Annotated in this window: 21 protein-coding genes; 12 read left to right on the top strand and 9 right to left on the bottom strand. The window is 66.0% G+C overall.

Annotation, left to right across the window (positions count from 1 at the left end):
• Positions 1-64 precede the first annotated feature (64 nt).
• Both FCT00_RS07735 and pbpC read left to right on the top strand, forming a co-directional pair.
• Entirely contained in the window at positions 65-5,494 is a 5,430-nt protein-coding gene (locus FCT00_RS07735) for an alpha-2-macroglobulin family protein (protein ID WP_138422487.1), read from the top strand.
• Positions 5,491-7,548 carry a penicillin-binding protein 1C gene (gene pbpC / locus FCT00_RS07730; RefSeq protein WP_138422486.1) on the top strand — a complete coding sequence of 686 codons (2,058 nt, stop codon included), beginning with the start codon at positions 5,491-5,493 and terminating at the stop codon, positions 7,546-7,548. Before FCT00_RS07735 ends, pbpC begins: the two co-directional genes overlap by 4 nt.
• Here pbpC and FCT00_RS07725 read toward each other — a convergent pair.
• Both FCT00_RS07725 and FCT00_RS07720 read right to left on the bottom strand, forming a co-directional pair.
• Positions 7,545-8,108, bottom strand: a complete 564-nt coding sequence (locus tag FCT00_RS07725; protein ID WP_138422485.1) for a DUF4453 domain-containing protein — start codon at positions 8,106-8,108, stop codon at positions 7,545-7,547. The genes pbpC and FCT00_RS07725 overlap by 4 nt on opposite strands.
• A gap of 105 nt (positions 8,109-8,213) precedes the next feature.
• A complete protein-coding gene (locus FCT00_RS07720) occupies positions 8,214-8,972 on the bottom strand; it encodes a DUF1013 domain-containing protein (protein WP_008331870.1) in 759 nt (252 codons plus the stop codon).
• A gap of 124 nt (positions 8,973-9,096) precedes the next feature.
• Here FCT00_RS07720 and FCT00_RS07715 point away from each other — a divergent pair, with 124 nt between their 5' ends.
• Complete coding sequence (locus FCT00_RS07715; RefSeq protein ID WP_008331871.1) at positions 9,097-9,729, top strand: ribonuclease T2 family protein; 633 nt, start codon at positions 9,097-9,099, stop codon at positions 9,727-9,729.
• Here the strand turns inward: FCT00_RS07715 and FCT00_RS07710 are convergent.
• The gene (locus tag FCT00_RS07710) at positions 9,726-10,058 is read right to left on the bottom strand and encodes an AzlD domain-containing protein (protein WP_008331872.1); all 333 of its coding nucleotides are present in this window, start codon (positions 10,056-10,058) and stop codon (positions 9,726-9,728) included. The two genes, FCT00_RS07715 and FCT00_RS07710, sit on opposite strands and share 4 nt — an antisense overlap.
• On the bottom strand, positions 10,055-10,765 hold the full coding sequence (locus FCT00_RS07705; protein WP_138422484.1) for an AzlC family ABC transporter permease: 711 nt from the start codon (positions 10,763-10,765) through the stop codon (positions 10,055-10,057). The genes FCT00_RS07710 and FCT00_RS07705 overlap by 4 nt, the downstream gene beginning before the upstream one ends.
• A gap of 104 nt (positions 10,766-10,869) precedes the next feature.
• Between FCT00_RS07705 and mobA the strand changes: the two genes are divergently transcribed.
• The 3 genes from mobA (at position 10,870) to serA (ending at position 14,473) form a co-directional block, all read left to right on the top strand.
• Positions 10,870-11,475, top strand: coding sequence for a molybdenum cofactor guanylyltransferase MobA (gene mobA, locus FCT00_RS07700; protein ID WP_138422483.1), 606 nt, complete (start codon positions 10,870-10,872; stop codon positions 11,473-11,475).
• Positions 11,476-11,634: 159 nt separating this feature from the next.
• Positions 11,635-12,780, top strand: a complete 1,146-nt coding sequence (locus FCT00_RS07695) for a phosphoserine transaminase (RefSeq protein WP_138422482.1) — start codon at positions 11,635-11,637, stop codon at positions 12,778-12,780.
• A 94-nt stretch (positions 12,781-12,874) separates the two neighbouring features.
• Positions 12,875-14,473 carry a phosphoglycerate dehydrogenase gene (gene serA / locus FCT00_RS07690; RefSeq protein WP_138422481.1) on the top strand — a complete coding sequence of 533 codons (1,599 nt, stop codon included), beginning with the start codon at positions 12,875-12,877 and terminating at the stop codon, positions 14,471-14,473.
• A 112-nt stretch (positions 14,474-14,585) separates the two neighbouring features.
• On the opposite strand, the gene FCT00_RS07685 is transcribed toward serA, so the two are convergent.
• Positions 14,586-15,092, bottom strand: a complete 507-nt coding sequence (locus tag FCT00_RS07685; RefSeq protein ID WP_138422480.1) for a DUF1643 domain-containing protein — start codon at positions 15,090-15,092, stop codon at positions 14,586-14,588.
• 77 nt (positions 15,093-15,169) lie between these two features.
• Here FCT00_RS07685 and deoA point away from each other — a divergent pair, with 77 nt between their 5' ends.
• Complete coding sequence (gene deoA / locus FCT00_RS07680; RefSeq protein WP_138422479.1) at positions 15,170-16,474, top strand: thymidine phosphorylase; 1,305 nt, start codon at positions 15,170-15,172, stop codon at positions 16,472-16,474.
• Positions 16,475-16,784: 310 nt separating this feature from the next.
• Here deoA and truB read toward each other — a convergent pair whose 3' ends face one another.
• Both truB and rbfA read right to left on the bottom strand, forming a co-directional pair.
• Positions 16,785-17,690 carry a tRNA pseudouridine(55) synthase TruB gene (truB, locus tag FCT00_RS07675; RefSeq protein WP_138422478.1) on the bottom strand — a complete coding sequence of 302 codons (906 nt, stop codon included), beginning with the start codon at positions 17,688-17,690 and terminating at the stop codon, positions 16,785-16,787.
• The gene (gene rbfA / locus FCT00_RS07670) at positions 17,690-18,100 is read right to left on the bottom strand and encodes a 30S ribosome-binding factor RbfA (protein ID WP_008331891.1); all 411 of its coding nucleotides are present in this window, start codon (positions 18,098-18,100) and stop codon (positions 17,690-17,692) included. Before rbfA ends, truB begins: the two co-directional genes overlap by 1 nt.
• 73 nt (positions 18,101-18,173) lie before the next feature.
• Here rbfA and dapB point away from each other — a divergent pair, with 73 nt between their 5' ends.
• Both dapB and FCT00_RS07660 read left to right on the top strand, forming a co-directional pair.
• Positions 18,174-18,983: a 4-hydroxy-tetrahydrodipicolinate reductase gene (gene dapB / locus FCT00_RS07665; protein WP_138422477.1), complete on the top strand. Its 810-nt coding sequence runs from the start codon at positions 18,174-18,176 to the stop codon at positions 18,981-18,983.
• Between the two features lie 196 nt (positions 18,984-19,179).
• Positions 19,180-19,740, top strand: a complete 561-nt coding sequence (locus FCT00_RS07660; protein ID WP_171042918.1) for a TetR/AcrR family transcriptional regulator — start codon at positions 19,180-19,182, stop codon at positions 19,738-19,740.
• On the opposite strand, the gene recO is transcribed toward FCT00_RS07660, so the two are convergent.
• Positions 19,728-20,459 (bottom strand): DNA repair protein RecO, encoded by a 732-nt coding sequence (gene recO, locus FCT00_RS07655; protein ID WP_138422586.1) that lies wholly within the window; start codon positions 20,457-20,459, stop codon positions 19,728-19,730. The two genes, FCT00_RS07660 and recO, sit on opposite strands and share 13 nt — an antisense overlap.
• A gap of 74 nt (positions 20,460-20,533) precedes the next feature.
• Between recO and FCT00_RS07650 the strand changes: the two genes are divergently transcribed.
• The 3 genes from FCT00_RS07650 to FCT00_RS07640 are packed head-to-tail and all read left to right on the top strand — an operon-like array spanning position 20,534 to position 23,062.
• Positions 20,534-21,148 carry a Pr6Pr family membrane protein gene (locus FCT00_RS07650; RefSeq protein WP_138422475.1) on the top strand — a complete coding sequence of 205 codons (615 nt, stop codon included), beginning with the start codon at positions 20,534-20,536 and terminating at the stop codon, positions 21,146-21,148.
• Positions 21,149-21,196: 48 nt separating this feature from the next.
• Positions 21,197-21,796 (top strand): Pr6Pr family membrane protein, encoded by a 600-nt coding sequence (locus tag FCT00_RS07645; protein ID WP_008331905.1) that lies wholly within the window; start codon positions 21,197-21,199, stop codon positions 21,794-21,796.
• Between the two features lie 12 nt (positions 21,797-21,808).
• Positions 21,809-23,062, top strand: a complete 1,254-nt coding sequence (locus FCT00_RS07640; RefSeq protein ID WP_138422474.1) for a DNA polymerase IV — start codon at positions 21,809-21,811, stop codon at positions 23,060-23,062.
• Here FCT00_RS07640 and FCT00_RS07635 read toward each other — a convergent pair whose 3' ends face one another.
• On the bottom strand, positions 23,063-23,923 hold the full coding sequence (locus FCT00_RS07635; protein WP_008331910.1) for an N-formylglutamate amidohydrolase: 861 nt from the start codon (positions 23,921-23,923) through the stop codon (positions 23,063-23,065).
• Positions 23,924-23,990 lie beyond the last annotated feature (67 nt).

Below are 23,990 nucleotides of genomic sequence, written 5' to 3'. Positions count from 1 at the left end.
GGAGGAATCGTTGTCAGCTCAAGGGGCCTCGTGGCAACATGACGGCGCACAGGAGGACACTGTCATGCGGAAGCTTTTCATTTTCATTGCAATTTTCTTTAGTTTTTCAGCACAAACCATGGCGCAGGATCTCGTCCCCGACCGAAGGTTCGTCCTCCACCGCGATGTCGATTTCTTCGGCTCAGACCTGCAATCGATCTTCGATACGTCCCTCGAAAACTGCGAATCCGCCTGCCTTGGCGATACCCAGTGCCGTGCCTTCACCTTCAACACGCGCAATTCCTCGTGCTTCCTGAAATCGTCGATTTCCGACGAGGCGGAGTATTCCGGTGCCTTTTCGGGCGAGATCGTGAACGAACCGCAGGCCGTCCTCGCCGCCGCAGCCGACCGGGAAGCGGAATTGATGGCGTTCCTGCGCCCCTACGACATTTCCGCCGCCGCACAAGAGGCCCGCTGGATTTCGAACGATTACGTCGCGGGCGGCTGGACCGCCGAAGACCTGTCCCGCATCGCGCTGGATGCCGAGCGCGAAGGGAACTTCGTCAACGCCTATCGCAACATGGGGGCCGCCACGGTGGTGAGCGGCGCGGGGGGCGACTGGCTGGAATACGCCCGCCTGACCTATGCCGCAGCCAATGTCACGACCGAGAACAGCGAGCGTCGGCGGCTGATGCAGCAGGCGTTCGAAGCCTCCATCGCCGCCTATGCCCGCCTGTCGAACCCGGCGGCACGGGCCAATGCGCTTATCATCATGGCCGAGACGCTGGAACAGCTCGACCGGGGCCGCGATATGATCCCCGCGCTGCGGCTGGCACAGGAGTTGAGCCCACGCGACGACACCTCCGCCGCGCTCGACCGGGCCGTGGGGCTGTATGGTTTCCGCGTGACCGATACCGAAGTGCAGTCCGACGCCGCCCAACCGCGCATCTGCGCCAGTTTCTCGGAACCGCTGATCGAGACCGGGCAGGATTATTCCGATTTCGTGCAGTCCGAGACGTCCGGGCTCGCCGTCACCGCATCGGGCAGCCAGCTGTGCGTTGCCGGGGTCGAGCATGGGGGGCGCTATACGATCACGCTGCGCTCTGGCCTGCCTGCCGCCAATGGCGAAGCGCTGCGCGCGCCGGTGCAGGTCACGCATTACGTGCGCGACCGTTCGCCCTCGGTCGTCTTCCCCGGCAAGGCATACGTGCTGCCACGCACCGAGGATGCCGGGCTTCCGGTGATCGCGGTCAATGCTGACGAATTGGCGCTGAAGCTGATGAAAGTGTCTGACCGCAACCTCGTGCGGACCATGCAGGAAAACATCCTGGGCAATTCCATCGACCCGTGGATGTCGAATTACCTCGAAGACGAAATGGCGACCGTGGTGTGGGAGGGCGCGGCCAGTGTTGCCAGCGAACTGAACACCGACGTGACCACCCGCCTGCCGATCGGCGAGGCGATCGCGGATATGGAGCCGGGGGTCTATGCCCTGCAAGCCAGCATCGAAGGCGAAGACCCGTACGACACGCCGCCCGCGACCCAGTGGTTCGTGATCTCGGACATCGGCCTTACGTCGATGTGGGGCGCGGATGGGCTGCATGTCTTCGCCCGCTCGCTCACCACGGCGGACGCGATGGAGGGGATCTCGGTCGAGCTCGTCTCGAACGCGAACGAGGTGATCGGAACCGCGACCACCGACGCGATGGGCTATGCCAGCTTCCCCGCCGCGGTGACGATGGGTCAGGGCTCTGCCGCGCCTGCGCTGGTCGTGGCCGAGGGCGAGAATGACCTTGTCTATCTGTCCCTGCGCGGGCCGGAGTTCGATCTTTCGGATCGCGGGGTCGAAGGCAATCCCGCCGCCCCGCCCATCGACGTGTTCCTGACGACTGACCGGGGGGCCTACCGCGCGGGTGAGACGATCAACGCCACGGCGCTGGCCCGTGACGGTGTGGCCGAGGCGATCCCCGGTCTGCCGCTGACCGCGATCCTGACGCGGCCCGATGGGGTGGAATATTCCCGTCAGGTGTCGGACGGTGCGGGCGCGGGCGGGCATGTCTATGCCCTGCCCGTCTCGGGCGCGGCCCCGCGTGGGACGTGGCGGTTGGACGTCTATACCGACACCGAGGAACCGGCGCTCGCCTCCACCACGCTTCTTGTCGAGGATTTCCTGCCGGAACGCATCGATTTCGACCTGAGCCTGCCCACCGGGCCGGTCAGCGCCGACAGCGCGCCCACGCTGGGCATCGACGCGCGCTATCTGTTCGGCGCGCCGGGTGCGGATCTCGACTATGAGGGCGACATTCGCTTGACCGCCGCCGACAGCCTCGACGCCTTCCCCGGCTACCGCTTCGGGATGTGGGAGGATGAGCTTTATCCGCAATACGGCTCGGTCCCCTCCGGCACGACGGACGAGGCCGGACAGGCGCAGACCACGCTCAGCTTCCCCGACATCGACGCACCGGGGCGGCCACTGAACGCCACCGTGACTGTGCGGGTGAAAGAGGGCTCGGGGCGGCCCGTTGAACGGCAGGCGAGCCTTGCCGTGACGCCCGCGACCGACCTGATCGGCATCAAGCCGGGGTTTGACGGGGACGTGTCCGAGAATTCCACCGCGACCTTCGACCTCATCGGCCTCGGCCCCGATCTAGCGGGTAAGGCGATGGAGGTGACATGGGCCGTGAACCGGGTGCGCACGCGCTATCAGTGGTATTCCTCGGACGGCTATTGGAATTGGGAACCTGTGACGACCCGCGAACAGGTCGCGACCGGGACCGCCACGCTGGGCGCCGATCCGGTCGAGGTGTCCGCACAGGTCGAATGGGGCCGCTACGAGATCGTGGTGAGCCGCACGAGCGGCGCCTACCTCGCTTCGTCGATGGACTTTTACGCCGGCTGGTATGTGCCCGCCGACGTGTCGGAAACGCCGGACATGTTGGAGATGTCTTTGGACGCCGAGGGCTATGCCCCCGGTGACACCGCGACCCTGCGCATCCTGCCGCGCACCCCCGGCACGGCGCTGGTCACGGTCGTCTCGAACCGGCTGATTCATATGGAGGCCATCGAGGTGGACGGGGAGACCACAGTCTCGCTGCCCGTGACCGAAGAATGGGGCGCAGGCGCTTATGTCACTGCCTCGCTGATCCAGCCTTTGGACGAGGCCGAAGGGCGCAACCCGACCCGCGCTTTGGGGCTGGCCCATGCCAGCGTCGATCCGGGCGACCATCGCCTGAGCGTCGGTCTGGACGCACCTGAGACCGCCAAGCCGCGCGGGCCGATGGAGGTCGCAGTAACGGTGGACGGCACCCGCGATGGCGAAACCGCCTATGTCATCCTCGCCGCCGTCGATCAGGGTATCCTGAACCTCACGTCATTCGAGGACCCGGACCCCGAAGATCACTATTTCGGCCAACGCCGCCTCGGCATGGGTATTCGCGACCTGTACGGCAATCTCATCGACGGCATGACCGGCCAGATGGGGGAAATCCGGTCGGGGGGCGATGCCGCCGCGTCGATGCGGATGCAGGCCCCGCCGCCGACGGAAGAGTTGATGGCGCAGTTCTTCGGCCCGCTCGAAGTGGTCGATGGCCGCGCCACCGCCACCATCGACCTGCCGGAGTTCAACGGCTCGGTCCGCCTGATGGCGGTCGCGTGGTCCGACACCGGCGTGGGTCAGGCGGGCGGCGATGTGCTAGTGCGTGACCCCGTGGTGATGACGGCCTCGGTCCCGCGCTTCATGGCGCCGGGGGACGAGGCGCGGATGCTTCTGGAACTCACCCATGCCAGCGGGCCGACCGGCGATGTGACCGTCACCGCGACCTCGGCGGGGCTACAGATCGGCGGCGGCGTTCTGGCCGACGACATCACGCTGGGCGAGGGCGAAACGGCGCGGGTCTCCGTGCCAATCGCCGCCGTGTCCGAAGGTATCCACCAGATCGCTCTGGCGCTGAAAACCCCGTCGGGTGAGGAACTGACCAAGACGCTGACCATTCCGGTCGAAACGCTCGACCCGGAGGTGGTGCGCCAGAACCGTTTCACGCTCGCCGCCGGGGATACCTTCACCTTCACGCAGGACGTGTTCGATGGCCTGACGCTGGCCTCGGCCCGCGCCACCATCGCCGCCGGGCCGCTCGCCAAGATCGACGCGCCCGGTCTGCTCGACCGGCTGGACCGCTACCCCTATGGCTGCACCGAACAGCAGACCAGCCGCGCGCTCCCGCTGCTCTATATGGGCGGTGTGGCCGAGGCGATGGGGCTTGAGGATCGTGACGACCTGCCCCAGCGCGTGAACGAGGCGATCGAGGCGATCCTGTCGAACCAGTCCTCATCAGGCAGCTTCGGGCTGTGGCGCCCCGATAGTGGCGACATGTGGCTCGACAGCTTCGTGTCCGACTTCCTCTCGCGGGCCCGCGCGCAGGGCTACGCCGTGCCGGACACCGCGTTCCGTGCGGCGATGGACAACCTGAGGAACCGGGTGAACTACTACCCGGATTTCGAGGACGGGGGCCAAGACCTTGCCTATGCGCTGTACGTGCTCGCGCGTGAGGGCGCGGCGGCGATGGGCGATCTGCGCTATTACGCAGACGTGAAGGCCGCCGAATTCGACGGGCCGCTGGCGGCGGCGCAATTGGGTGCCGCACTCGCTGCCTATGGCGACCCGACCCGCGCCGACCGGATGTTCGCGCAGGCCGCCGACCTGATGGCCCAGCCGGAGTCGGAGGGGCAGATCTGGCGTGCGGATTACGGCACCGATCTGCGCGATGCTGCCGCCGTCCTGACGCTGGCGGTGGAGGCCGGATCGCAAGCCGTAGACCGGACCGCGCTGGTGAACCGGATCGCACAGGGCGACCGGTACTGGTCGACGCAGGAGGCGACATGGTCGTTGCTCGCCGCCAATGCCCTGCTCGAAGACGCCCCGAACGCCGGGCTGGTTCTGAACGGCGAGCCGATGACGGGGCCGATGGTCGAGGTGATGAACCCCGTTTCGCTGTCTCTGCCCTGGACGGTCGAGAACACGGGCGACGCGCCGGTGGACATCACGCTCACCGCCTTTGGCGTGCCGACCCAGCCGGAGCCGCCGACCTCGAACGGCTACACCATCGGGCGTCAGTATTATTCGATGGAAGGCGAGCCGGTGGACGTGTCGCGGGTGGCGCAGGGCGAACGGCTGGTCACGGTCGTGACCGTCACGCCACAGGGCTATTCGGACGGGCGCCTCATGGTGTCGGATCCGCTGCCGGCCGGGTTCGAGATCGACAACCCGAACCTGATCCGGGGCGGCGACATCAAGGCGCTCGATTGGCTGCAACTGACCAGCGATCTGGAAAACAGCGAGTTCCGGCAGGACCGCTTCCTCGCCGCTGTCGATTGGCAGTCCGACCGGGCCTTCCGCCTTGCCTATATCGTGCGGGCGGTGACGCCGGGGACGTTCCATCATCCCGCCGTGTCGGTCGAGGATATGTATCGCCCCGACTACCGCGCGACGGGTGAGACCGGGACGGTGGTGATCGAGTGACACGCCGCACCACCCTGATCGGTGGGCTGGCCTTCGCCGTCGCGCTCTGGGGTGCGGCGGCGGGGCGCGATGCTTTGGACGACTGGGTGGACCGGACCGAGGTGCCGTTGCTCACCGTAGAGGTGTCGGACGAGGTGCTGGACCGGGACGGGCAGCTCCTGCGCGCCTATACGGTCGCGGATGGGCGCTGGCGGATGGGGCTCGAGGGCGCGCCGGTCGATCCGATGTTCCTCAAGATGCTCGTCGCCTATGAGGACAAGCGGTTCTATCGGCACAAAGGTGTGGACGGGGTCGCCATGACGCGGGCCGTGGGGCAGGCGCTGGTCAATGGCGGTGTCGTCTCGGGCGCGTCGACGCTGACCATGCAGACCGCGCGTCTGCTGGAGGATGGGCCGACCGGGACCGTTTCCGGCAAACTGCGACAGATCAGACTGGCGCTCGCGCTGGAACGGCGGCTCACGAAGGACGAGATCCTCGCGCTCTACCTCGACCGCGCGCCCTATGGCGGCAACACCGAGGGCATCCGCGCCGCGACCCGCACGTGGTTCGGGAAGGAGCCGCGACGGCTGACCCCCGCCGAGGCCGCGCTGCTCGTAGCTCTGCCCCAGTCGCCCGAAACCCGCCGCCCGGATCGCCACCGCGAGGCCGCGCTGGCCGCCCGCGACCGGGTGATCGACCGGATGGAGCGGCAGGGCGTCCTCACTCCCGATCTGGCCGATACGGCGCGGCGCGATCCGGTGCCGCGCGTGCGCCGCGACATGCCTGCGCTTGCCCCGCATCTGGCCGACCGCGCGCGGCGCGAGGGGCCGGGACCGGGCGGGCGCATCGCCACGACGCTGGACGCCGACCTTCAGGCGCGGCTCGAAACCCTCGCCGCGCGCGCGGTGGCCGATCATGGCGCGGGGCGGTTGTCCATCGCGATGGTGGTGGCCGATCACACGACCGGCGAAGTGCTGGCGAGCGTTGGGTCGGCGGGCTATGCGCCGACGGATCGGCAGGGGTTCGTCGACATGACGATCGCCCACCGATCGCCGGGGTCGACGCTGAAACCGCTGATCTACGCGATGGCCTTTGACGACGGTCTCGCCCATCCCGAAACTCTGATCGACGACGCGCCCATCGCATTTGGGGCTTATGCGCCCGAGAATTTCGATGGCGCCTATCGCGGCCCGGTGACGGTGGCCGAGGCGCTGCGCCTGTCCCTGAACATCCCCGTCGTCGCGCTCGCGTCCGAAATCGGCCCGGCGCGGGTCTATGCGGCGCTGGAGGCGGCGGGCACCGATCCGCGGCTTCCCGGTGGAGCGCCCGGTCTGGCCATTGCTCTTGGCGGTCTGGGGGTGACGCCGGAGGGGCTGACCGCGCTTTACGCCGCGCTTGCGAACGGCGGACAGGTGACGACCCTGCGCCATCGCCCGGACACGCCGCGTGCCGTGCCCGCGCGTTTGGTCACGCCTGAGGCCGCGTGGCAGGTCGGGCATATCCTGTCGTCGGTTCCGCCGCCGCCAAACGCGCCGCGCCTGCGCCTCGCCTATAAAACCGGGACGTCTTATGGCCACCGCGACACATGGGCCGTAGGGTTCGACGGGCGCTACGTGGTGACAATCTGGATGGGGCGGCCTGACGGGACGCCCGTGCCGGGGGCGTTCGGGGCCGACATGGCCGCGCCGATCCTGTTCGAGGCGTTCAGCCGCGTGACCCCACAGATCGAACCGCTCGGCCCGCCCCCGCCAGGGACGCTGATGTTGAGCCACGCCGCCCTTCCCCTACCCCTTCGCGAATTCAAGCCGCGCGGCGCCGTATTCGCCGCGCCCAAGGGGCAGCCGGAACTGGCCTTTCCCCCCGATGGCGCGACGGTCGAGACCGGGGGGATGCCGCTTGCGGTCAAGATCAGGGACGGTCGTCCGCCCTTTACCGTGCTCGCGAACGGCGCGCCGGTGCGCGTGGCCAGCCATGCGCGCGAGGACATGCTGGACCTGCCCGGCCCCGGCCATGTCACGCTGTCGGTGATCGACGCCGACGGACGCTCGGCCCGCGCGCAGGTGGAACTGCGTTAACCCGCGAGTTGGGTGCAATGGCCCGGATCGATGGGCCCCTCGACCCAGCCGAGCCCGACCCAGTCCGAGCCTTCGTAGACGGAAACGATCTCCCACCCTGCCGGGCCGAAGCTTTCGTAATCCCACATGATGTCCATGCTGGGGCGCACCGTGCCCACGACGGGCGCATCCATCCTGTGCCCGGCCAGCACCGCGATCTCGGGCCCGCGCCAGCCGATACAGGCCGAGCCCGTTTCGGACGGGGCAGGCAAATCCTCGAGCTTGCGGAACATGTAGTCGTTGGGCATGTCGATCCGCTCGGCGGCGGTGTCGACCTTGCAGCCGTGATACCCTTCCATCTCCTTGATATGATCCACGCCCGCCTGCGCTTCGGCGTCGAGCCGGATGTCTTTGCCGGTGCATCCGGCATTGTCGAAGATGTTCTGCCCCAGCGTGGACCCGAAGCAGTATCCGGCCCGGTCGAAATGCAGGTTCCGGATGAACCACATCTCGTCACAGGCGTCCGCGACGGCAGGAAGGGGTGTGAGAACGGCAAATAGAGGGGCGGCGAATCGCAGCATTAAAGTCACTCCTGAAAATGGTGATCGGATGCTAGCCGCAGCGCAGCAAAAGAAAAGCCCCCGCACCGTGGGTGGGGGGCCTTTGGAACGCTGATGGTGCGACGATCAGTTGTCGTCGTCGTCGTCCTCGTCATCCGAATCGGGCAGGTTGAAGAAGCTGTCCGCATCCACCGGCGCGTTCCGCTTCTCATCCTCGTCGTCATCGTCGTTGCCCGATAGGGTGAAGGTCTCGAGCCCCTCGATCGCGGTCGGCATCTTCGGCTCGGCTTCCATGCCAAGGCTCTGCTCGGTCGACAGCAGCTTGCGACGGTCGTCGTCCGACATCGCGTCGCCCTCGGCGGCCTTCTTCTTGGCGGCCTTTTGCACGGCGGCGTCCAGCTCGGACTGCTTGCACAGGCCCAGCGCGACCGGGTCGATGGGTTCCATCTGCTGAATGTTCCAGTGCGTGCGCTCGCGGATCGACTGGATCGTGGGCTTGGTGGTGCCGACCAGCTTGGCGATCTGCGCATCCGTCAGCTCCGGGTGGAACTTCACCAGCCACAGGATCGAGTTCGGGCGATCCTGACGCTTGGACAGCGGGGTGTAGCGCGGGCCACGGCGCTTTTCTTCGCCCACGGCAGCGGCATTGAACTTGAGCTTCAGCTTGTGGAGCGGGTTTTCTTCGGCCTTGTCGATCTCTTCCTGCGTGAGCTGGTTGTTCGAGATCGGGTCGAAGCCCTTCACGCCCTGCGCGACTTCGCCATCGGCGATGCCCTGCACCTCAAGCTCGTGCAGACCGCAGAAATCGGCGATCTGCTTGAAGCTGATCGTCGTGTTGTCCACCAGCCAGACGGCGGTGGCTTTGGCCATGATCGGTTTGTCCATAGCGACACTCCTTCAGATACGCCGGTGCCAGTCCCCGGAAAGGGGCGCCTGTTGCAGGCTGGGTCACCGTTGTGGGGAAACTTGGCTGCCTTATAGTGCGGGCAAACGTCTGAGGAAAGAGTGAATGCGTGTCCTGATCCTGATCCTGCTGCTCGGCCATTTCGCCCTCCCCGCCCGTGCGGACGGGGAACGCGCCGGTGACTTCGACTACTACGTGTTGTCGCTGTCGTGGTCGCCCAACTGGTGCAAGCTCGAGGGCGATGCGCGCGACTCCGAACAATGCGACCGCGACCTCGGCTGGGTCGTCCACGGGCTCTGGCCGCAGTACGAAGACGGCTGGCCCGCCTATTGCCCGACCACGGCGCGCGCCCCCTCGCGGCAGATGACGGCGGCGCAGGCCGACATTTTCGGCGCGGGCGGGGCAGCGTGGTATCAGTGGAAAAAGCACGGGGTGTGCTCGGGGCTGGAAGCGGGCGATTACTACGACCTTGCCCGCGAGGCCTTTGTGTCGGTGAACAAGCCCGAGGTTCTGCGCAAGATCGACCGCACCTTCGCCGTGCCTGCGAGCCTGATCGAAGAGGCTTTCCTGCAAGCCAACCCGGAGTGGGAGCCGGACATGGTGACGATCACTTGCCGCGACGGCCATATTCAGGAAGCGCGGATTTGCCTGACCACCGACCTTGATCCGCGCCCCTGCGCCCCCGACACCCGGCGCGACTGCACCATGCAGAAGGCGCTGATCGAGCCGATCCGTTAGCCCACCAGCCAGGTCATGAGGTAAAACGCCCCGGCCCCCGACAGGATACCGGCCACGAGGTTCTTGGTAATCATGCCCACCGCCAGCGTGACAGCGGCGGTGACAAGCCGGGTCGCGTCCGGCTCGCCGTTCGTGGCGGCGGGCCACAGGACGAGCGGCGCGACCAGCCCCGGCAGCACGGCAACGGGCGTATAGCGCAGGGCGCGCAGAATCCACGGCGGCAGATCGCGGTCACCGATCAGACCGAGGAACGAGAACCGGATCAGGAATGTGCCGACCCCGAGCAGGACGATGACAAGCCAGACGGTCGAATCGGGCATCGTAATCATGGCACCTGCCTCCGCGCCATCCAGACCTCGACAAGCGAGCCGACCGCCATCGCGATCACCGCCGCGACGATCAGGCCGAGGCCGTAGGGAATGAACGACAGCAGGAGCGTGAACACCACCGACGTCGCCGCCGCCGCCACATGGGCCAGCGTCTTGAGCATCGGGGAGAAGAGCGCGATGAAGGTGAGCGGCACAGCGAAGTCAATGCCGAAGCCGTCCGGAATGCTGGAGCCGACAAGCGCACCTATCAGGGTGAACAGGAACCAGACCGGGACGATCGGGGTCAGCACGCCCATCAGGTAGATGATCTTGAGCGGGATCGGCATGTCCGGCTCTTTCTCGAACTTGTCGTTCGCCACGGCGGCGGACTGATCGACGAGCAGATAGGCGACGAGCGCCCGTTGCCAGAGCTTTGCCTTGCCCAGATAGGGAACGAGCGACGCGGAATACATCGCCATGCGCATGTTCACCGCAAAGGCCGTCGCAAGCACCATCACGACCGGCGCGTTGTCGACCATCTGTTGAATCGCGGCGAACTGCGAGGCGCCCGCGACGACCAGCATGGTCATCACCATCGTTTGCAGGAGGTCGAGGCCAGCCTCGGTCGCGACGACACCGAACAGGATCGAAAACGGCACCACCATGAACATGAACGGCGCGCCGTAGCGCAGCCCGTCGAAATACTGCCGACCCATTGTATACTTCATGGCATCGCCTTGCATACTCACCTCACGCACAACCGCTATCCCGGCGGGCCGGGTCATGCAACCCGGACCTTGCGCAACCGGGTGTGGAAGGCCACCTTTCTGCGATGAGTGGCGACACACAAATCCCGCCCGGCGTCATCCTAGCCGGTGGTCAGGCGCGGCGTATGGGCGGGCGGGACAAGGCGTTCGTGACGCTCGACGGTCGCCCGATGATCGCGCATGTGATCGCCCGGCTGGAACCGCAGGTGTCCCGGATCGCGATAAACTCGAACGGCGACCCCTCGGCCTTCACCTCGTCCCACCCGATCCTGTCGGACAGCATCGAGGATCACCTTGGACCGCTCGCCGGAATCCTTGCCGCGATGGACTGGGCGCTGACTTTGAAGTCGGACTGGGTGGTGACGGTCGCGACCGACACACCGTTCATCCCGGCCAATCTGGTCGACCGTCTGATCCGCGCCCAGAACGCGTCGCGTGCGCCGATCGTGCTGGCCGAAACCCCAGCGGGGGTCGAGCCGGTGGCGGGGCTTTGGTATACGAAACTTGCGAACGGGCTGCGTGGGTCCATCCAGACCGGCACGCGCAAGGTGACGGATTTCACCGAGGAAAAGGATGCGGTCAGCGCGTTTTTCGCCGCCGAGGACTTCTTCAACGTGAACACGCCCGAAGATCTGGACATGGCCGAGGCCCGCCTGCGCGCCCAGCGTTGAACGGGCGGCAAGTTTCCGATCCGCTCCAAACTGCGTCGCAGTGCCCCACCAAATGGTCGCATATGCGCGATTTTCCATCTTGTGCGGGCCGCGGACCAGCCGTAGATGCGTCGGCGGGACACTCCGCCCCAACGCGGAGCATATATCTGGAAGGATACCATGACCGACTTGGTTCAACCGGCAACGCGGCCGGCCAATCCGCGCTTTTCGTCTGGCCCCTGCGCCAAGATTCCGACTTTCTCCCTCGACAAGCTGAACGATGCCGCCCTCGGGCGTTCGCACCGTGCCGCGATCGGCAAGCAGAAGCTCAAGGCCGCGATCGAAACGACGCGCGAGATCCTTGGCATTCCCGCCGATTACAAGATCGGCATCGTGCCCGCGTCCGACACCGGCGCGGTCGAGATGGCCATGTGGTCCATGCTGGGCGCGCGCGGCGTGACCATGCTGGCATGGGAAAGCTTCGGCTCCGGCTGGGTCACGGACGTGGCCAAGCAGCTCAAACTCGACGCGACCGTGATGACCGCCGATTACGGCCAGCTTCCCGACCTCGCCTCGGTCGATTTCGCGACCGACGTGGTGTTCACCTGGAACGGCACGACCTCGGGCGTGCGGGTACCGAACAGCGACTGGATCGCGGACGACCGCGAAGGCATCACCATCTGCGACGCGACCTCCGCCGCCTTCGCGATGGACCTGCCGTGGGACAAGCTCGATGTGACGACCTTCTCGTGGCAGAAGGTTCTGGGCGGCGAAGCGGCCCACGGCATGATCGTGCTGTCGCCCCGCGCCGTCGAGCGTCTGGAAAGCTACACGCCCGCCTGGCCGCTGCCGAAAATCTTCCGCATGACCAAAGGCGGCAAGCTGATCGACGGCATCTTCGTGGGTGAGACGATCAACACCCCGTCGATGCTCGCGGTCGAGGATTACCTCGTCGCGCTCGATTGGGCGAAATCCGAGGGCGGGCTTGCCGGCCTGATCGCCCGCGCCGACGCCAACGCCAAGGTCATTCATGACTTCTGCGATACGCATGACTGGATCGCGAACCTTGCCGACGATCCGGCCACGCGGTCGAACACCAGCGTGTGCCTGAAGTTCACGGACGACCGGATCAAGGACGGTGCGGTGTTCGCCAAAGCTGTGGCCAAGCGGCTGGAAGCCGAAGGCGTGGCGCTCGACATCGGTGCCTATCGCGACGCGCCCGCTGGCCTGCGCATCTGGTGCGGCGGCACGGTCGAAACCTCGGACATCGAAGCTTTGATGCCGTGGCTCGATTGGGCGTTCAACGCCGAGATCGAAGCGCAGTAATATTCCGCTCGTCGGGGGCCGTTGGCCCTCCTCGCGAGGAGAGGGCATGGCCCTCGACGAGCCACCCCCATTCCCAACCAAAGGACCAAGACCAATGGCTCCCAAAGTTCTCGTATCCGACGCCCTCTCCGAATCCGCCGTCCAGATCTTCCGTGATCGCGGTGTGGAGGTCGATTTCGAACCCAAACTCGGCAAAGACAAAGACGCCCTGATCGCCAAACTGCGCGACGGCGGCTACGAAGGCCTTGCCATCCGTTCGGCCACCAAGGTCACGCAAGAGGTGCTGGACGCCGCGACCGAGCTGAAGGTCGTCGCCCGCGCCGGGATCGGTGTCGATAACGTCGACATTCCCGCCGCCTCGCAGAAAGGCGTGATCGTGATGAACACGCCCTTCGGCAACTCGATCACCACCGCCGAACACGCCATCGCGATGATGTTCGCGGTCGCGCGCCAGATCCCCGAAGCCGATGCCTCGACCCAGGCCGGCAAGTGGGAGAAATCCAAGTTCATGGGGGTCGAGCTGACCGCCAAGACGCTGGGCGTGATCGGCTGCGGCAACATCGGTTCGATCGCCGCCGACCGCGCCAAGGGCCTGCGCATGAAGGTCATCGCGTTCGACCCGTTCCTGAGCCAGGAACGCGCCGACAAGCTGGGCGTCGAGAAGGTCGAGCTGGACGAGTTGCTCGCCCGCGCCGACTTCATCACCCTGCACGTGCCGCTGACCGACAAGACCCGTGGCATCCTGAACGCCGAAAACCTTGCCAAGACCAAGAAAGGCGTGCGGATCATCAACTGCGCCCGTGGCGGTCTGGTGGACGAGGCCGCACTGGCCGAGGCGATCAAGTCCGGCCACGTCGCCGGTGCCGCCTTCGACGTGTTCGAGGTCGAGCCCGCCAAGGACAGCCCGCTTTTCGGTCTGCCGAACGTGGTCTGCACCCCGCACCTCGGCGCGTCGACCACCGAGGCGCAGGAAAACGTGGCGCTTCAGGTGGCCGAGCAGATCTCGGACTACCTGCTCACGGGCGCCGTCACCAACGCGCTGAACATGCCGTCGGTGACCGCCGAAGAAGCCAAGGTCATGGGTCCGTGGATCAAGCTGGCCGAGCATCTGGGAGCTTTCGTCGGCCAGATGACCGAAGAGCCGATCAAGGAGATTAACGTGACGCTCGACGGTGTCGCGTCGAAGATGAACGTGAAAGCTTTGGATTGCGCTGTTCTGGCGGGTCTGATGAAGCCGCAGAACGCCGAGATCAACATGGTGTCGGCGCCCATCGTGGCGAAGGACCGTGGCATCAAATCGTCCACCACGACGCAGGACAAAACCGGCGTTTTCGACGGCTACATCAAGATCGTCGTGAAGACCGACAAGCGTGAGCGGTCCATCGCGGGCACCGTGTTCTCGGACGGCAAGCCGCGCTTCATCCAGATCAAGGGCATCACCATCGACGCCGAGATCGGCGAGCACATGCTCTACACGACCAACAAGGACGTGCCGGGCATTATCGGGACGCTGGGCCGCACGCTTGGCGAAATGGGCGTGAACATCGCCAACTTCACCCTTGGCCGCAACCAGCAGGGCGGGGATGCCATCGCGCTCCTCTACGTCGATGCGGAAGTGCCGGCGAACGTGCGCAAGGCGCTGAGCGACACGGGCATGTTCCAGAACGTGAGCGCACTGCAATTCGCGATCTGAGGTTTCGAACCGGCTGACGCCGGTCCGACCGGCTGGGGGAGGCGCTGCCTCCCCCAGACCCCCTCCGAGGTTTTTTGAAACGAAGAAGAGGCCGCCGTTTCGGTGGCCTTTTTTACGTCCAGAGTTCGGGCTGCTGGGTGTAGGCGATGTAGAGCGGGTGTTTCGGGTGGCCTGCTTTGGACAGCCCGAGGTGATAGAGCGGCTTGCCGGTCTGGCGCAGAAGCGCCTCGACCTGCGCACCGCGGGCGAGGTGTTCGCCGTGCGTGCCCCAAGCGCAGATGATCTGATCGGCCCAACCCGTGCTTTCGACGATAGCCGCGTCGTTTTCAGGCCCCACGGGGTCGCCCGCCCGGCGCATCGCGCGCGGGTCGGTGTCGCGCCAGGCGAAGATGTTGAGCACCCGGAACGCGCCGAAACCCAGCGCACGGGCGCGCCGTTCGCAGCGTTCGACGGTCGGATCGTTCTGCACTTCGGTCGCCGTCGACGGGTTCAGCATGATGAACAGCGCGCGCCGGCCCGCCGGGTCCCAGACGCGGGTGAGGGTGTAGCGATACCGTTCGCAGTCGGAATAGACGGCGACCGACGGGGCATCGCCTTTGGTATGTTCTCGCGTAATCATGCGGCGGTTTTTGCCCGGCGTGCGCAGGAACTCAAGTCGCGCTTGCGGAATTTGACCAATAGGTCAAGGTTGGACCCATGTTGATATCCGAAATCATCCGCAAGAAACGCGACGGAGCGACGCTGGACGAGGCCGAGATCGCCGCGCTGGTGGCTGGCATCACCGATGGGTCCGCTTCGGACGAGCAGGTGGGCGCCTTCGGCATGGCTGTCTATTTTCAGGGCATGGAGGCGGAGGAGGCCGCGGCCCTGACGCTTGCCATGCGCGATTCGGGCGATGTGATGCGCTGGGATCTGCCCGGCCCGGTGGTGGACAAACATTCGACCGGGGGCGTGGGCGACAACGTCAGCCTGATGCTGGCGCCCATCGTGGCGGCCTGCGGCGGGTTCGTTCCGATGATCTCGGGCCGGGGGCTGGGGCACACCGGCGGGACGCTCGACAAGATGGAAGCGATCCCAGGCTATTCCGCCACGCCGGACAACGACACCTTTCGCCGTGTCGTCCGCGAAGTCGGCTGCGCCATCATCGGCCAGACCGGAACCATCGCGCCCGCCGACAAGCGGTTTTACGGCATCCGCGACGTGACGGCGACCGTGGAATCGATCCCGCTCATCACCGCGTCGATCCTGTCCAAGAAACTGGCCGCGGGGCTGGATGCGCTGGTGATGGACGTGAAAACGGGCAACGGGGCCTTCATGCCGACCTTCGAGGCGTCGCGGGATCTTGCCCGGAGCATCGCGCGGGTCTCGACGGCGGCGGGCGTGCCGTGCCATGCACTCCTCACCGCGATGGACCAGCCGCTTGCGCGGGACGCGGGCAACGCCGTCGAGGTCAGAAACGCGGTCGAGTTCCTGACCGACGTGCACCGCGACGTCCGGCTTGAATGGGTGACGCTGGCGCTGGCGGGTGAGATGCTGACGCTCGCGGGGCTGACGCAGGACCGCGAAACCGGGTTCTCGGTCGCGCGCGCGGCGCTCGAAGACGGACGGGCGGCAGAGGTTTTCGCCAAAATGGTCGCAGGTCTAGGGGGCCCGGCCGATTTTGTGGAACGCTACGAAGACCATTTGCCGAAAGCGCCGCTGACACGGGACATCGCAGCACCTGTCGAAGGGCATGTCGCCTCGATCGACACGCGGGGCATCGGGCTGGCCGTGGTCGAACTCGGCGGCGGGCGACGGCGGTCGGCGGACGAGATCGATCCGGCCGTGGGCATCACGGGGATGATCGACCTTGGCCAGACGGTTCGGGAAGGCACGGTGATGTGCACGATCCATGCGCGGTCCGAGGACGAACTCGACGCCGCGGAACAGCAGATCCGGGCGGCCTACCGGATCGGGGAGGCCCCGGAGCAGACCGACCCGGTGCTCGAGATCATCACCTAGGCGTTTCGCCGCGCTGGGCGGGTCGACCCGGATGGGGGGCCAGCCCCCCATGGGCTTTCCCGCAAGCGGGCAAGCCCGCCCCCCGAAGTATTTTTGAAACAGAGAAGGGGCGCGTTTACCGACCATTAAGGTTAACGCGCTAACGTGATGGTGCGTTACAGGCTGAAGAGCCGATGAACGTAAACGGAGAAGCCCCCGGCCTTTGGTCGGGGGTGGACCGCCCCCTGCTTCTTCGTTTCGCAAATACTTCGGGGGGTGAGGTTCATTCGCCCCGCGAATGAGGCGAGGGGGGCAGCGCCCCCCTGCCCGGTCAGAGGTTGAAGACCCGGCTGGGGTGAAGTTCGCCCGCCTTGTAGATGCCGACCGCCACCGGCTCACCATCATAGGACGCCCAGGCTTCGTCGCCGTAATCCACGTCGGACGCGATGACCATGCCGGGGTTGCCGTGGCGCAGACGCGTCGCGCCCTCGTGCGTGCAATTCAGTTCCGGCAGGCTGGTCAGGCCCTCGGACAGCGGCAGAAGCAGCGCGTCGATCTCATCCGATTTCGCGAGTTCTTCGATCCGCGCCATGTTCACGCCCTCTTCGGCCACGAAGGGTCCGGACCAGATGCGGCGCAATTCGCGGACATGACCGTAGCAGCCGAGTGCCTCGCCCAGATCGCGGGCGATGGCGCGCACGTAGCCGCCTTTGCCGCAGGTCATTTCCAGCGTGACGTGATCGGCGTCGGGACGATCCACAAGCTTCAAGTCCTCGACGAAAAGCGGGCGGGCCTCGATCTCGACATCTTCCCCGTCGCGGGCAAGCTTATAGGCGCGCTGGCCGTCGATCTTCACCGCCGAGAACTTGGGCGGCACCTGCATGATGTCTCCGGTGAATTGACCCAGCGCACCGGAAATCTCGTCGTCCGACGGGCGTGTGTCACTTTGTGCAATCACCTCGCCCTCGGCGTCGTCGGTATTCGTCGCCTGCCCAAGCCGCACGGTGAAGCGGTAGGCCTTCAGCGCGTCGGTGATATAGGGCACCGTCTTTGTCGCTTCGCCCAGCGCCACGGCCAGAACCCCGGTCGCCTCGGGGTCAAGGGTGCCCGCGTGCCCGGCCTTCTTCGCATCGAACGCCCAGCGCACCTTGTTCACAACGGCATTCGACGTGATGCCCGCCGGCTTGTCCACGACCAGCCAGCCGTGGACGTCGCGCCCCTTCTTGCGGCGTCCCATTATTCTTCCTCGTCGCCTGCGTGGATGTCGCGCTGCACCGTCTCGTCCGAGAACAGGCGGCGGGTCGCGTCCATCTGGTCGAAGGTCTCGTCGATCATGAACCTGAGGTCCGGCGTGAACTTGAGGTTCGTCACCTTCCCGATGAAGCGGCGCAGTTCGTGCTTGTTGCGGGCGAGCGCCTTGATCGCTTCGTCGGGGTTCTTTCCGCCGAGCGGCAGCACGTATGCGGTCGCGATCTTCAGGTCGGGGGACGTGCGCACCTCGCCCACCGTGATCGACATGCGGTTGAGGTCCGGGTCGTGGATCTCGCCGCGCATCAACACGTCGGACAGGGTGCGGCGGATGAGTTCGCCCACGCGCAACTGGCGCTGGGACGGGCCCGTGCCTTCGTTGAATCGGTTCTTCGACATGTGGCGCGATGTAGTGCCGATTGCGTGTTCGCGCAACAGGCACTAGGACAAAGGCCGAACGACGGAGGGTCAGATGAGCGAATTGCCGGGTATCGTGGTGAACGGGGCTTCGGGGCGGATGGGCCAGATGCTCGTCAGACTGGTGTCCGAAAACCCGGCCTGCCGGCTCGTCGGCGCATTGGAACGCGCCGGGCATGACTGGATCGGGCGGGACATCGGAACCGCGATGGGCGGGGCCGAACTTGGCGTCACCGTGACCGACGACGCGCTGGACGCCATGTCGCGCGCGCAGGCCGTCATCGACTTCACCGCCCCTGCCGCCACCGTGCCACTGGCAGAAATCGCGGCGCAGGCGCGGGCCGTGCATGTGATCGGGACAACCGGGCTGGACGAGGACGACATCGCGAAACTCGAGGCCGCCGCGCGCCACGCCGTGATGATCCGGGCGGGCAACATGAGCTTCGGGGTCAACCTGTTGACCAAGCTGACTGAGACGGTCGCCCGCGCGCTGGACGTGGAGTTCGACATCGAGATCGTGGAAGCCCACCACAAGCATAAGGTCGACGCGCCGTCCGGCACCGCCCTCATGCTGGGCGAGGCCGCGGCCGAGGGGCGCGGCGTGCGCCTGACGGATATGGCGGACCGGGGCCGCGACGGGATCACCGGGGCGCGCAAAGAGGGGCACATCGGGTTTTCGGCCATTCGCGGCGGCGACATCGTGGGGGAACATGACGTCATCTTCGCAGGGCCGGGCGAGCGCATCATCCTGCGCCACGTCGCCACCGACCGCGCGATCTTCGCGCGCGGGGCTGTCAAGGCGGCGCTCTGGGGGATCGGTCGCAAGCCCGGCGCCTATGACATGATGGACGTGCTGGGCCTTTGACCCGACCGCCCGCTGCCTGTTTTCACGGCAGGGCGCGGCGACTTCGGGCATGGTATCCGACAACGGACCGCGCAAGGTGCGGAATGTGGGATCGGCGCGTCCAATCCTGACCTGAACCGGGGCGCCTCCGCCAAAAACATTGAAAATGCTGCACCTGCAAAGTAGACTGAATACATTGCAGTATGGGTCTTTCACCATGTCTTCGAAGAAAACGCGTCTCACCGCTCAGGACTGGATCGCCGCCGGTTTCCGCGCCCTCGTCACCAAAGGCCCCGACGCGCTCAAGGCCGAGCCTCTGGCGCGCGACCTCGAGACCACGAAGGGTAGTTTTTATTGGCATTTCAAAGATGTGCCCGATTTCAAGACCAAGATGCTCCATCACTGGCAGTCGAGCGTGATCGTCGCGCTTACCGCGGCCGTGGATGCGGGCGGCACCGCCAGCCAGCGGCTTTACCGGATCAATGAAATCGCCTCGACCGACTCCGGGTCTTTCGGCGGTGCAGCATTGGAGCCGGCGATTCGCGCTTGGGCGCAGTCGGATGTCGAAGTGGCGGATGCCATCGAAGAGATCGATGCCAAGCGCATGGCCTACCTCGCCGCGACGTTGAAGCAGCTCGGTCTGACCAATCCCGAATTCGCGCGCATCCTGTATGGCGCCTATATCGGGATGGGCACGCTCTCCGCCACCGACGGGCAGGACAACACCGATGCGCTGTCGACCCTGACCGCCGCAATGCTCGCGCTTCAGGACGCCTGACGCCGCGACAGGCGATCCACCAGCCGCGCCCGCGCCTCGGGCAGGGGTCGGTCGCCCAACGCATGAGCCAGCCCGTATGTCAGGAAGTATCCCGTCGTGCGCAGGCCGTCGGGGATGCCAGCCAGATCCTGTGTCACGACGCCCAGAAGCTCCTCGGGCAAGGGCAACAGCCGATCGACCCATTCGCCCGCCCCTTCAGCACTGACCGCCCGCCCGGACTTGGGCGAGACATAGGCCAGATCCTCGGCCCCGCCCGTCACCGCGCAGGCAGTCAGGTCGAGGCCGTATCCAAGCTCCTCCAGCAGCGCGAGTTCCCATTGCAGGTATCCGACCGGCCAGGCGGGCGTTTCGGCCAGAAGATCGAGCATGGCGATGCTGCGGGTGTAGAGGCGGGGGTGCGCTTCACGCTCCGGCAGGGCGAAGGACAGAAGCGCGGTGATCGCGTTCAGGCCCGCCAGCGCGTTGCGGTCGCCCATGATCGCCGCAGCACGGCTTTTCACGGGTTCGACGGTGAACGCGCCGATGTGTTCTTCCAGCCGCGCCCGCCACACAAGGTCGAGTTGCGATCCGGGTTGCAGGATCGGGGCGATCTTGCGCGACACGCCGCCCCGGACCACGCCCGCGTGGCGGCCATGTTTGGCCGTGAAAACCTCGATGATGACCGAGGTTTCGCCATGCTTGCGCACGCTCAAAAGCGTGCCCTGATCCCGCCACTCCATGCGCGCCATTGTGCGCGGGGGTGGGACGCACGCAAGGGCTTGATTTACCGGACGGAGTCGGACCTGATGGGGCCATGACACCGATCGCCCGCCTTGCCGCCACCCTGATCGCGCTCGCCGCCCTCGCCGCGCTGGTGATGCAATGCGTGGTGTCCTACGGGCTGGCCGGCGGGTTCGGCGCGATGCTCTGGGTGATCCTCGGGTATTTCACGGTCCTGACCAACATCCTCGTCTTCGCGAGTTTCGCGCGCATGGCCGCGACGGGCCGGATGCTGTCGGCCAGTTGGCTGGCGGGTCTGACGCTCTGGATCGCCATCGTCGGGGTCGTCTACCACACCCTGCTTGCGAATATATGGGAGCCGCAGGGGCTTGCGCTCTGGGCCGATCAGGGGCTTCACACGGTGACGCCGCTCCTCACCCTCGCCTTCTGGCTCGCCTTCGCGCCCAAGGGGGGCTTGGGTGTGATGGACGCGGTGCGCTGGCTGGGCTGGCCGCTGATATACGTGATCTACGCCCTCGTCCGGGGGATCTTCACGCAGAAATACCCTTATCCGTTCATCGACTTGAACGTGCTGACCGCCGGACAGGTCGCGGTGAACTCGGTCGGTCTGACCGTCGCGTTCTTCCTCGGCGGTCTGGTGTTCGTCGGCCTTGCACGGGCCCTGCGCGGACAAAACGTCGCCGCCTGACGCGACGCCCTGCTTTGCGGATACGGTGCCGTCTGGCAGTCTTGCCCCATGACACGCCCTGCCCGCATTTCCGCCAGCCTCGTCTTTCTTCTGGCCCTCGCCACCATCGCCGTTCAGGTGCCGCTCACCTATCAGGATTACGGCAGCCTTGGCGCGACGCTCTGGCGGCTCGGCTGGTTCTTCACCCTGCTCACGAATGCGATGGTCTGCGCGTCCTTCGGCCTCATGTCGATCCGGGGGCAAAGCCTGTCGGCCCATTGGCTTGGTGGCCTGACCTTGTGGATCCTGATCGTCGCCATCGTCTATCACACCCTGCTCGCCCACCTCTTCAACGAAACCGGCCTGCGATGGTGGACGGATCTGGGCTTTCACACCGCGATCCCGCTGGCGACGGCGCTGTACTGGCTCGCTTTCGCGCCGAAAGCGCCCCTGCCGTGGCGGGCCGCGCTGGTCTGGCTTTGGTGGCCGATCCTTTACTGCGTCTACGCGATGCTGCGCGGTCTGGGCTCTGGCGAATACCCCTATCCGTTCCTCGACCTGAATGACCTGACCCTCAAGCAGACCGCGATCAACATCGTGGGGCTGTCGGTGGCGTTCTACCTTGGCGGGCTGGGCATCATTGCCATCGCGAGGGCGTTTCGCCGGTGATATGATCGCGCCATGCCCGCGCTGTGCCGATCCTGCCTGACCACATTCGACGAGGGGACACGCTGCCCCGCGTGCCGGTCGCCGCGTGTCCTGTCGCATCCAGAGCTGTTCAGCCTGTCCATCGCGCATATGGATTGCGATGCGTTCTATGCGAGCGTGGAGAAACGCGACGACCCCAGCCTTGCCGGCAAGCCCGTCATCATCGGCGGCGGTAAGCGTGGCGTGGTGTCGACCGCCTGCTACGTCGCGCGCATCCGGGGCGTGCGCTCGGCCATGCCGATGTTCAAGGCGCTGGAGCTTTGCCCCGACGCCGTGGTCATCAAACCGCGCGGCTCGCATTACGCCGCTGTCTCGAAACAGATTCGCGCGATGATGGACGAGCTGACCCCCGCCGTCGAACCGCTCTCGCTGGACGAGGCGTTTCTGGACATGACGGGCACGGAACGGCTGCACCACCATCCACCCGCCGTAATGCTGGCGCGGCTGGTCAAACGGATGGAGGACGAATTGGGCCTGACCGGCTCCATCGGCCTCAGCCACAACAAGTTTCTGGCCAAGGTGGCGAGCGATCTGGACAAGCCGCGCGGGTTCTCGGTGATCGGCAATGGCGAGACGATGGACTTTCTGGCCGGGAAACCCGTCCGCATGATCTGGGGCGTGGGTGCCGCCGCGCAAAGCTCGCTCGAACGGGCGGGCATCCGCACCTTCACGGACCTCCTGCGCTGGGACAAACAGGCGCTCATCGAACGGTTCGGGGGTATGGGCGAACGGCTCTGGCATCTTGCGCGGGGCGAGGATTTCCGGCGCATCTCGGCCAATGCGCCCGTGAAGTCGATTTCGAACGAAACCACGTTCTTCGAGGACACGTCGGACCCCGACCTGCTCGACGGCCATCTCTGGCGCCTGTCGGAAAAGGTCGCGGACCGGGCCAAGGCCAAAGGGCGCGCAGGCCGGGTGGTGACGCTGAAGCTCAAACGGGCCGACTTCAAGCTCATCACCAAACGCACGAGCCTTCACGACACCACGCAAAGCGCCGACCGCATCTATCGCACGGCGCGCAGCCTGTTCGACACCGTGGCGAACAAAGGGCCGTTCCGGCTGATCGGCGTTGGAATTTCCGAGATCACGGGGGCCGACGGCGCGGACACGGCGGGCGATCTTCTGGACCCGCAGGCGGCGCAACGGCGGGCGGCAGAAAAGGCGACGGATGCGATCCGGGCGAAGTTCGGTGATGGGGCGATCCTGAAAGGCCGCGCGATCCGCTGACTATTCGGCGGCGAGCGGCAGGTCTTGCGGTCGCCCGACCTCGGCAATCCGCGCGATGACGCGGTCCAGCGATTCCCGCATCGCGGTGAAATTGCCGTTCGGGACCAGTTTCGCCTCGTTCATGTACAGCGCCCGGTCGATCTCGATCTGGATCGCGTGCTGGCCGCGTGAGGGGCGGCCATAGTGCTGCGTCGTGAACGCGCCCGCGAACGGCGTGTTGCGCCCGACCTTGAACCCCTCGTCCCGGAACGCCAGTTCGATCTCGTCCACGATCTCGCCCCCGGCGCTGGCGCCGAACCTGTCGCCCAGCACGATTTCGGGTTTCTCGCGCCGACCCCGGCACAGGCTGTCGATGGCTTCGTGGGGCATGGAATGACAGTCGATGAGGATCGCCTGCCCGAACAGGCGATGCGACTCGTTCACCAGCGTCTTGAGCCGCGCATGATACGGATGCCAGTGCGAGCGCAGGCGCGCTTCGGCCTCGGCCAGCGGGATCTTCCCGCGATAGATCTGCCGCCCCCCGGCGACGACGCGGGGGATGACCCCAAGGCCCGAAGCCACGCGCGGGTTGTGCGTGCCCTTCTCGACCCCCCGGATCAGCGCCGGATCAAGCTCTTCCGCCCCACGATTCACGTCGACGAAGGCGCGCGGCACGTTCAGCGACAGCAGCGGCGCACCATGTGACGGAGCGGTGGCGAACAATTCGTCCACGAAGGCATCTTCCGACGAGCGGATGGTGCGCGAATCGAGCACCGTGCGCCGCAGGAACCCCCACCCGTAATCCCGCCCGGAATGGGGCGAGGAAAATATGGCCGAGGTCGATCTGAGGCTCGGATATTCGACGCGATGCGAGGGACTCATTTTCTCTCCTGATCCCACAACATAGACCGATAACAGACCCTGCCAAAAGCCCCTTGCAAGGTGGTTC

It is taken from the genome of Maritimibacter alexandrii (assembly GCF_005871115.1).
Classification (GTDB): domain Bacteria; phylum Pseudomonadota; class Alphaproteobacteria; order Rhodobacterales; family Rhodobacteraceae; genus Maritimibacter; species Maritimibacter alkaliphilus.
Note: the sequence above shows the minus strand (reverse complement) of the source record. Positions and strands in the feature narration are given on the sequence as shown.